Origin of the sequence: uncultured Allobosea sp. (assembly GCF_945956895.1) — a bacterium.
In the GTDB taxonomy this organism is placed as follows: Bacteria; Pseudomonadota; Alphaproteobacteria; order Rhizobiales; family Beijerinckiaceae; genus Allobosea.
Map to the genome: position 1 here is coordinate 1 of NZ_CAMFJF010000088.1, position 8,505 is coordinate 8,505.

The 8,505-nt window shown below is 67.0% G+C and carries 7 protein-coding genes and 1 pseudogene; 7 read left to right on the forward strand and 1 reads right to left on the reverse strand.

Going from position 1 to position 8,505, the window contains the following annotated elements; all coding sequences use genetic code 11:
- Positions 1-311: pseudogene (locus Q0Q02_RS21635) on the reverse strand (sugar kinase); the annotation flags it as partial.
- A 165-nt stretch (positions 312-476) separates the two neighbouring features.
- On the opposite strand from Q0Q02_RS21635, the gene Q0Q02_RS21640 reads away from it, so the two are divergent.
- The 7 genes from Q0Q02_RS21640 to Q0Q02_RS21670 all read left to right on the forward strand — a co-directional run bounded on the left by Q0Q02_RS21640 (position 477) and on the right by Q0Q02_RS21670 (position 8,406).
- On the forward strand, positions 477-1,736 hold the full coding sequence (locus Q0Q02_RS21640; RefSeq protein ID WP_293812616.1) for an extracellular solute-binding protein: 1,260 nt from the start codon (positions 477-479) through the stop codon (positions 1,734-1,736).
- Positions 1,737-1,898: 162 nt separating this feature from the next.
- Positions 1,899-2,834 (forward strand): carbohydrate ABC transporter permease, encoded by a 936-nt coding sequence (locus Q0Q02_RS21645; protein WP_293812618.1) that lies wholly within the window; start codon positions 1,899-1,901, stop codon positions 2,832-2,834.
- Positions 2,834-3,676 (forward strand): carbohydrate ABC transporter permease, encoded by an 843-nt coding sequence (locus Q0Q02_RS21650; RefSeq protein WP_293812620.1) that lies wholly within the window; start codon positions 2,834-2,836, stop codon positions 3,674-3,676. Before Q0Q02_RS21645 ends, Q0Q02_RS21650 begins: the two co-directional genes overlap by 1 nt.
- 174 nt (positions 3,677-3,850) lie before the next feature.
- Complete coding sequence (argH, locus tag Q0Q02_RS21655) at positions 3,851-5,368, forward strand: argininosuccinate lyase (RefSeq protein ID WP_293812622.1); 1,518 nt, start codon at positions 3,851-3,853, stop codon at positions 5,366-5,368.
- Positions 5,368-6,444, forward strand: a complete 1,077-nt coding sequence (locus Q0Q02_RS21660) for an ABC transporter ATP-binding protein (RefSeq protein ID WP_293812624.1) — start codon at positions 5,368-5,370, stop codon at positions 6,442-6,444. Before argH ends, Q0Q02_RS21660 begins: the two co-directional genes overlap by 1 nt.
- Entirely contained in the window at positions 6,441-7,388 is a 948-nt protein-coding gene (locus Q0Q02_RS21665) for a carbohydrate kinase family protein (protein ID WP_293812626.1), read from the forward strand. The genes Q0Q02_RS21660 and Q0Q02_RS21665 overlap by 4 nt, the downstream gene beginning before the upstream one ends.
- Positions 7,381-8,406 carry an SIS domain-containing protein gene (locus Q0Q02_RS21670; RefSeq protein ID WP_293812628.1) on the forward strand — a complete coding sequence of 342 codons (1,026 nt, stop codon included), beginning with the start codon at positions 7,381-7,383 and terminating at the stop codon, positions 8,404-8,406. Before Q0Q02_RS21665 ends, Q0Q02_RS21670 begins: the two co-directional genes overlap by 8 nt.
- The last annotated feature ends 99 nt before the right edge of the window (positions 8,407-8,505 follow it).

Here is an 8,505-nt window from a genome sequence, read left to right on the forward strand (position 1 = left end):
ACGTGATCGGCCGCGATCTCCATCCCGGCCGTCATCCCGCCTTCGGGATTGACGGCGAATTCCACCGGCGGCTGGCCGCGCGCCGTCCGGCGCCGGCCGAGCTCGACCAAGAAGCCTTCTTCGACCAGTTCCGCGACGATGTTCGAGACGGCCTGCGCCGTAAGCTTCGTCAGAACCGCGATATCGGAACGGCCGAGCTGCCCGTGCTGGCGCACGGTTTCGAGCACCACGCGGCGGTTATGGCTGCGCGTCCGCTCGGGATTGGTGCCGACGGCGACGCTGCGAGAGGGAGGGACGGGACGGTTCGGCATAGGCTGTCACGCGAGGGCGGGCGAACAGCCTGCTCCGGCAATTAATCCAACTCAAGTGAATTAATTGATTGACAGCCGAGGCCCGGCGAGACGACGATGCCTGCGAGCCTCCCGAATGCCGTCCGCCGGCAGGGACGGAGGACGCTGGAATCAGGGGAGAGGGTCATGCGCGGCTTACGCGGGATGCTGTTGGGTCTGATGGTCTCGGTCGGCGCGATCGCCGGCGCGAAGGCGCAGACCGTCGAGATCGAATACTGGCAGTATGTCTTCGACGCGCGCGTCAAGGCGATGAACGAGCTGATCAAGCGCTTCGAGGCCGCCAACCCGAACATCAAGGTCAAGCAGACGACCTTCCCCTATGCCGACTACCAGACCAAGATCGCCGCGGCGATGCCCGCCGGACAGGGCCCGGATGTCGTGCAGCTCTTCTATGGCTGGCTCGACAATTTCGTCGGCGCCAAGTTCATCCAGCCGCTACCGCGCGACGCCTTCCCGCCCGCCGCGATCGAGAAGGAATTCTATCCGATCGTCTCGGCGATGAAGCGCAACGGCGAGTATTACGCGCTGCCGACGGCGGTGCGCTCGCTCGCGCTGTTCTACAACAAGAAGCTCTTCCAGGAGGCCGGGCTTGACCCGAACACGCCGCCGAAGACCGTCGACGAACTGCTCGACTTCGCCAAGAAGACGACCAAGCGCGACGGCGCCGGCAACATGCTCTCGGCCGGCATCACGCTCGACTTCCCCGGCCAGGACTACCATTGGTGGCGCGAGACGCTGCTGCGCCAGAACGGCGGCGCGCCCTATAGCGACGACAACCGCAAGGTGACCTATGACAGCGAGGCCGGCGCCAAATCGCTGAACTGGTATGCCGATCTCCAGCGCGTCCACAAGGTCGGCCAGGTCGGCTTCATGGACGAGGGCCAGGCCGCCTTCCGCGCTGGCCGCGCCGCGATGACGGTCGACGGCTCCTTCCGTCTCGGCGCCTTCGGCGGCATCAAGGCCTTCGAATGGGGTGTTGCCGAACTTCCGGCCTCGGCCGACGGCAAGAAGGCGAATTTCGCCAGCTACTGGGTCAACGGCATCACCACGAAGCCGACCGGCGAGAAGCTGGAAGCAGCCAAGAAATTCCTCGCCTTCGTCACCACGCCCGAGGCGATGCAGCTCTGGCTCGAGACCGTCGGTGAATTGCCGGCACGCAAGGCTGCGGCCGAGACCGAGAAGAACCTGAACCACCCCGTCTACGGGCCGTTCCTCAAGGCGCTGAACTACTCGCACGCCACGGTCTTCGTCGACGAAATGGCCCAGCGCCAGGTCTCGCTCGACATGCTCAACCGCGTGCTCCTGCAGAACCAGGACGCCAAGGCCGCGTTGGCCGAGGCCGCCAAGGCCGAGCAGCCCATCCTCGACCGCTTCTACAAGAAGTGAGCGTGCGCGCATGAACCACGTCGTCATCCCGGCCGAAGCGAAGCGGAGCGCCGGGATCCATCGCAAGGCGCTAGCGCCCGACGATGGATCCCGGATCTGCGCTGCTGCGCAGCTTGTCCGGGATGACGCGGCGGTTCCCCCGCACGCTTCGGATAGATCGCGATGAGCTTGCCTTCGAATGCCGATGATGCCGACGCCCGTCTCTCTTCGGGCCTCGGCATGCGTCAGAAACAGGTCCTCTGGGCCTGGTCCTTCCTGGCCGTGCCGGTGCTGTTCTATGCGGTGGTGCGCTTCTATCCGACGCTTGAAGCGTTCTGGATCGCCACCACCAACTGGAACCTCCTGACCAAGCCCTCCTTCATCGGGCTCGCCAATTTCAAGCGGCTGATGGCCGATCCCGTCTTCTGGCAGGTCTTCCGCAATACCGCGCTCTACCTGCTGCTGGGCACGCCGATCAGCCTGCTGCTCGCCTTCACCATCGCCTATCATCTCGATCGCGTGCGCTTCCTGCACGGCTTCATCCGGGCTTTGTATTTCCTGCCCTTCCTGACGACCGCGGCGGCGATGGCCTGGGTCTGGCGCTGGTTCTACCAACCGGTGCCGATCGGCCTGTTCAACAACCTGCTCGCCGGCATCGGCATCGCCCAGCAGCCCTTCCTGCGCTCGACGACGCAATCGCTGCCCGCCGTGCTCGCGCCGGCGATCTGGGCCGGGCTCGGCTTCCAGGTCGTGATCTTCATGGCCGGCCTGCGCGCGATACCGACGACCTATTACGAGGCCGCCCGCATCGACGGCGTCTCGAACGGCACGATCCTGCGGCGGATCACCCTGCCCCTGCTCAAGCCAACGATCGTCTTCCTCGTCGTCTTCTCCTCGATCGGGTTCCTGCGGATCTTCGATCAGGTCTACAACATGACCAGCCAGACGAGCAGCGACCCCGGCGGGCCGCTGAACGCGACCAAGCCGCTCGTGCTGATGATCTATCAGACGGCCTTCTCTTCCTTCGACATGGGCTATGCCGCGGCCCAGACCGTCGTGCTCTTCCTCGTGCTGCTCGTGGTCTCGCTGCTGCAGCTCAGGCTGCTGAAGGACCGCTGATGAGCGCCGCCGCCTCCCCCCTGGCCTTGCGCATCGAGCCCGGCCGCATCATCACCTGGCTCACGCTCTTCGGCGGCGGGCTCCTGATGGTGACGCCGCTCGCCTTCATGTTCGCGACCTCACTGAAGGATTCCTCCGAGATCTACGATCTCGCCTTCTTCCCGGCGCATCCGACGCTCCAAAACTATGTCAGCGTGCTCTCGGACGGCCGCTTCCTGCGCTGGTTCGCCAATTCCTTCGGCATCGCGACCGCGGTCACGCTCTCGAACGTCTTCTTCGACAGCCTCGTCGGCTACACCCTCGCGAAATTCCAGTTCCGCGGCCGCTATCTCGTCTTCATCGCCATCCTCTCGACGCTGATGATCCCGACCGAGATGCTGGTCATCCCCTGGTACGTCATGGCCAAGAACTTCGGCTGGCTCGACAGCTACTGGGGCATCATGTTCCCGGGCATGATGACGGCCTTCGGCACCTTCCTGATGAAGCAGTTCTTCGAGACGGTGCCGAACGACTTCCTCGAAGCCGCCCGCATCGACGGCCTCAACGAGTTCGCGATCTTCTGGCGCATCGCCCTGCCGCTGGTGACGCCCGCCCTCTCGGCGCTGGCGATCTTCACCTTCCTCAGCAACTGGACCGCCTTCATCTGGCCGCTGATCGTGACGACATCAAAGGAACTCTACACCTTGCCGGTCGGCCTCACGAGCTTCGCGGTGGAATCGCAGGTCCAGTGGGAGCTAATCATGACGGGCGCCGCGCTCGCGACCCTGCCGACGCTGACCGTCTTCCTGCTGCTCCAGCGCTATATCGTGCGCGGCGTGGTCCTCGCCGGTCTCAAGGGCTGACACTTTCATGAGGACACGGAACCACCTCGTCATCCCGGACGAAGCGAAGCGGAGATCCGGGATCCATCGTAGGGCACCGCGCTCTACGATGGATCCCGGAGCGGCGCCGCTAAGCGGCTTGTCCGGGATGACGGAGTGGTTCTACGCCCAAGGCCCCGACTATCGGGATTCCCAATGACCAAACCCACTGATCCCCGTCTCTCCGACACGTCCGTCTTCCCCGATCCCGTCTACAAGGAAACCGTGCTGCGCCCGCTCTTCGACGGCGCGAAGACGCATCATGTCCAGAGCTTCCGCGCCATCGACCGCGCCCATCTCGTCATGCTCGCGGAGACCGGCATCCTGCCGCGCGCCACCGCCGGCCGCATCGCCCGCGCGCTCGACGCGATCGACGCCGAGATCGACCCGACCGCGCTGCGCTATGACGGCACGGTCGAGGATTACTTCTTCCTGATCGAGGCGGAGCTGAAGAAGCGCCTGCCGACCGACGATGCCGGGCGCCTCCATACCGGCCGCTCGCGCAACGATATCGACCACACCCTGTTCAAGCTCGTCCTCAAGCCGCGGCTCGACCATATGGCCGGCTTGCTACGCGCCCTGATCACCGCGACCCTCGACCTCGCCGAGCGCGAGAAGGCGACATTAATCGTCGCCTATACCCATGGCCAGCCAGCCCAGCCGACCACGTTCGGCCATTACCTCTCGGCTGCGATCGAGGTGATGCTGCGTGACCATGAGCGATTGGTGCAGGCGCGCGCCCTGCTCGACCTTTCGCCGATGGGCGCGGCCGCGATCACGACCTCCGGCTTCCCGCTGGATCGCGCCCGCGTCGCGCATCTGCTCGGCTTCGCCGCCCCGCTGCAAAACTCCTATGGCTGCATCGCCGCGATCGACTACCTCACCGCGACCTATAGCGCGGTCGAGCTCGTCTTCCTGCATCTCGGCCGTCTGATCCAGGATTTGCAGGTCTGGACCGCCTTCGAGGTCGGCCAGCTCTACGTGCCCAATGCCTTCGTGCAGATCTCCTCGATCATGCCGCAGAAGCGCAATCCGGTGCCGATCGAGCATCTGCGTCACCTGGCATCGCAGACCATGGCGCGCGCCCGGATGGTCAGGGACATCGTCCACAACACGCCCTTCACCGACATGAACGATGCCGAGGGTGAAACCAACGAGGCCGGCTATCAGGCCTTCGCCACCGGCGAGCGCGTGCTCAGCCTCCTCGCCGCGCTGCTGCCGGCCTTGCAGGTCGACGGCCGGCGCGTCGCCGAGAATATCCGCCGCTCCTGCATCACGATCACCGAACTCGCCGACACGCTGGTGCGATCGGAAGGGCTCTCCTTCCGAACCGCCCATGAGATCGCCGCCGATGTCGCGCGTGCCGTGGTCGCGGCCGACGGCGACCTGCCGCGCGACGGCTACGCGCCCTTCCGCAAGGCCTTTCGCGAGCATGCCAGCCGCGAGCCGCAATTGAACGAGCCTGCCTTTGCCGAGGCCGTCTCGCCTGAACATTTCGTCGCAGTGCGCGAGCGCTTCGGCGGGCCGGGGCCGCAGGCGCTCGCCGCCGCCTTCGCCGGCTATCGCGGCGTGCTGGTGGCAGCCGGCCTCGCCGCAACCGCAACCGCTGCGCGCGAGGCTTCCGCGCGCCATGAACTCGACGCCGCCTTCGCGGATCTGATTGGAGCAGCCTGATGGCGGGAATCGAGCTTCAGGGGCTGGTCAAGCGCTACGGCAAGACGCAGGTCGTCCACGGCATCGACCTCGCGATCGAGGACGGCGAATTCGTCGTCTTCGTCGGCCCGTCCGGCTGCGGCAAGTCGACCACCCTGCGCATGATCGCAGGGCTGGAGGAGATCGACGGCGGCACCATCACCATCGGCGAGCGGCCCGTGAACCGGCTGGAGCCGAAGGAGCGGAACATCGCCATGGTGTTCCAGAACTACGCGATCTATCCGCATATGAGCGTGGCCGAGAATATCGGCTTCGGCCTCTATACGGCGAAGCTCGACAAGGCCGAGAAGCGGCGCCGTATTGAGGAAACCGCGCGCATCCTCGGCCTCGAACCGCTGCTCGAACGCAAGCCCTCGGCATTGTCCGGCGGCCAGCGCCAGCGCGTCGCCATCGGCCGCGCCATGGTGCGCGACCCCTCGGCCTTCCTCTTCGACGAGCCGCTCTCCAATCTCGATGCGCAACTACGCGCCCAGATGCGACTGGAGATCAAGCGCCTGCATCAGCGGCTCGGCCGCACCATCGTCTTCGTCACCCATGATCAGGTCGAGGCGATGACACTGGCCGATCGGATCGTGGTGATGCGCGACGGCCGCATTCTTCAGGTCGGCGCGCCGATGGAGCTCTACGAGAAGCCGGCCGATGTGTTCACCGCCCGCTTCATCGGTTCCCCGACGATGAACATCCTGCCGGCCAGGACGACTACCGCCGACGGCAAGCCGAAGCTGGAATTGGCGGGCAACGCCGTCGCGCTGCCGCCCCGCCCGGCGCCGCTCCCCGCCGAGGTACTGGTCGGCGTTCGTCCGCAGGAACTGCGCGTGCTCGCCCCCGGCGAAAGCGCCGATCTCGTGCTCAACGGCAAGGTTGCGGTCGTCGAGCCGCTGGGCTCGGAGAGCTTCGTCCATGTCGAGCATGGCGATGGCCTGATCCTCGCCTCGGCTTCCGCCAAGGCGCCGCCGGTCGTCGGCCGCGAAGTCTGCCTCGGCGCCGGCATCGACGCCTTGCGCCTGTTCGATGCGGCGACCGAGCGCGCCCTATGAGCGCCGGGCGCGACCTCGTCCTCAGTATCGGCCGGCTCTACTGCGACATCGTTTTCCGCGGGCTCGACGCGATGCCGCGTCTCGGCGAGGAGCGTTTCGCCGAGACCGTGGCGATCGTTCCGGGCGGCGGCGGCTTCATCACGGCGGCTCATCTCGCCGCGCTCGGCACGCGAGCCGGCCTGCTCGCCCGCATCGGCACGGACCCGCTCTCCGGCACGCTCGCGCCGGCACTGGCCGATAGCGGCGTCGATCTCCGCTGGCTCGAGCACAGCTCCGAGGCCGGCCCGCAACCGACCGTCGTGATGGTGCAGGACGGCGAGCGCGCCTTCCTGTCGCGGCGTGCCGGCAGCGCCCGGCCGGCAACGCTGGATGCGGCCCTCGCCGACCCCGCCGCACGCCATCTCCACATCGCCGAATTCGCGACGCTCGCCGAAATCCCCGATCTGATCGAGGCCGCGAAGCGCACCGGGCTCACCGTCTCGCTCGATCCGAGCTGGGACGACGACTGGATTCGCCGGCCCGACCTGATCGAGCGCGCCGCTGGCGCCGACATCTTCCTGCCCAACGCTGCGGAAGCGCGCGCCATCGCGGGTTGCGAGGACCTCGATCAGGCTGGCAGCCACCTCACCCGCCACTTTCCCGTCGTGGTGGTCAAGGATGGCGGCAACGGCGCACGCCTCTTCCAGAATGCCACCACCTTCGCCCTGCCCGCGCCCGAGGGCGGGCCGGTTCTCGACACGACGGGAGCGGGCGACGCCTTCAATGCCGGTTTCCTCGCCGCCTGGCTCGACGGGCACTCGCTCCAGCAGGGCCTGGCCGAGGGCATCGCCTGCGGCACCCTTTCGGTGCGTTCGGTCGGCGGTGCCGGGACGCGGCTCCACCGCGCCGATGTCGATGCCATGAGCCGGAACCTGCTGCACAGCCTTGACCGGATCGATGCCTGAAACACTGCTTACCCGCGAGGCGGCCGAGGCCGCCGAGGTCGCCGCCCGCCAGATCGCCCTCAATGGCGATGCCACGGCGCTCTTGGGCGAGCGCCTGCGCCGGCGCAAGCCCGCCTTCATCGCGACCTGCGCCCGCGGCTCCTCCGACCATGCCATGACCTATGGCAAGTACCTGCTGGAGCGGACGCTCGGCCTGCCTGTCGCCTCGCTCGGCCCGAGCCTGGCTTCGGTCTATCGCGAAGAACTCGACCTCTCCGGCGCGGTCTTCATCGCCGCCTCGCAATCCGGCCGCAGCCCGGACGCGCTGCAATTGACCGAGACGGCCAAGCGCGGCGGCGCGCTGACGATCGGCCTGATCAATGACATGGCTTCGCCATTGGCAGGGCTGGTCGATGTCGCCCTTCCCCTCGCTGCCGGTCCCGAGACGAGCGTCGCCGCGACCAAGAGCTTCCTCGCCACCGGCACCGCGCTCCTGCATCTCGCCGCCGCCTGGAGCTGCGAGCGGAGCCTTGCGGACGCACTCGTCAGGGCGCCCGAATTGCTGGGGCAGGCCGGGCTCTGCGACTGGTCGCCCTTCTTCGGGCGTCTCAGGGACGCGACCAGCCTCTATGTCATCGGCCGCGGGCTCAGCCTCGGCATCGCCCAGGAAATGGCGCTGAAATTCAAGGAAACCTGCCGGATTCATGCCGAGGCCTTCAGCGCAGCCGAAGTGCTGCATGGGCCGCTGGCGCTGGTCGGGCCGGGCTTCCCGGCGCTGGTACTCGATCCTGCCGACGAAGGCAGCGAGAGCACGCTCTCGGTCGCCCGTAGTTTCGCTGCGCTCGGCGCGGAGGTCGCCTATGCCGGCTCGGACGCGGCGCCGGGCATCGCCCTGCCCGTTCCTGCCGAGAGCCCGGCCGTGCTGATGCCGCTCTTGCAGGCGCGCGCCTTCTATGGCGGCGTCGCCGCGCTGGCCAAGGCGCGCGGGCTCGATCCCGACCGCCCGCCTCACCTGCGCAAGGTCACGCAGACGCTTTGAGGCGCGTCCAGATACTGGGCGAGGTTCCGTCGAGGCGCTGCGTGCTCTAGGTCACATACTCATAAACGGGATTCCCTGCGGCCCGGTGTTCTGCTTCAT

Bases quoted from the DNA above. Each gene is read 5' to 3' on its own strand.
- Q0Q02_RS21640 (WP_293812616.1), top strand. From the start codon at position 477: ATGCGCGGCTTACGCGGGATGCTGTTGGGTCTGATGGTCTCGGTCGGC.
- Q0Q02_RS21645 (WP_293812618.1), top strand. From the start codon at position 1,899: ATGAGCTTGCCTTCGAATGCCGATGATGCCGACGCCCGTCTCTCTTCG.
- Q0Q02_RS21650 (WP_293812620.1), top strand. From the start codon at position 2,834: ATGAGCGCCGCCGCCTCCCCCCTGGCCTTGCGCATCGAGCCCGGCCGC.
- argH (WP_293812622.1), top strand. From the start codon at position 3,851: ATGACCAAACCCACTGATCCCCGTCTCTCCGACACGTCCGTCTTCCCC.
- Q0Q02_RS21660 (WP_293812624.1), top strand. From the start codon at position 5,368: ATGGCGGGAATCGAGCTTCAGGGGCTGGTCAAGCGCTACGGCAAGACG.
- Q0Q02_RS21665 (WP_293812626.1), top strand. From the start codon at position 6,441: ATGAGCGCCGGGCGCGACCTCGTCCTCAGTATCGGCCGGCTCTACTGC.
- Q0Q02_RS21670 (WP_293812628.1), top strand. From the start codon at position 7,381: ATGCCTGAAACACTGCTTACCCGCGAGGCGGCCGAGGCCGCCGAGGTC.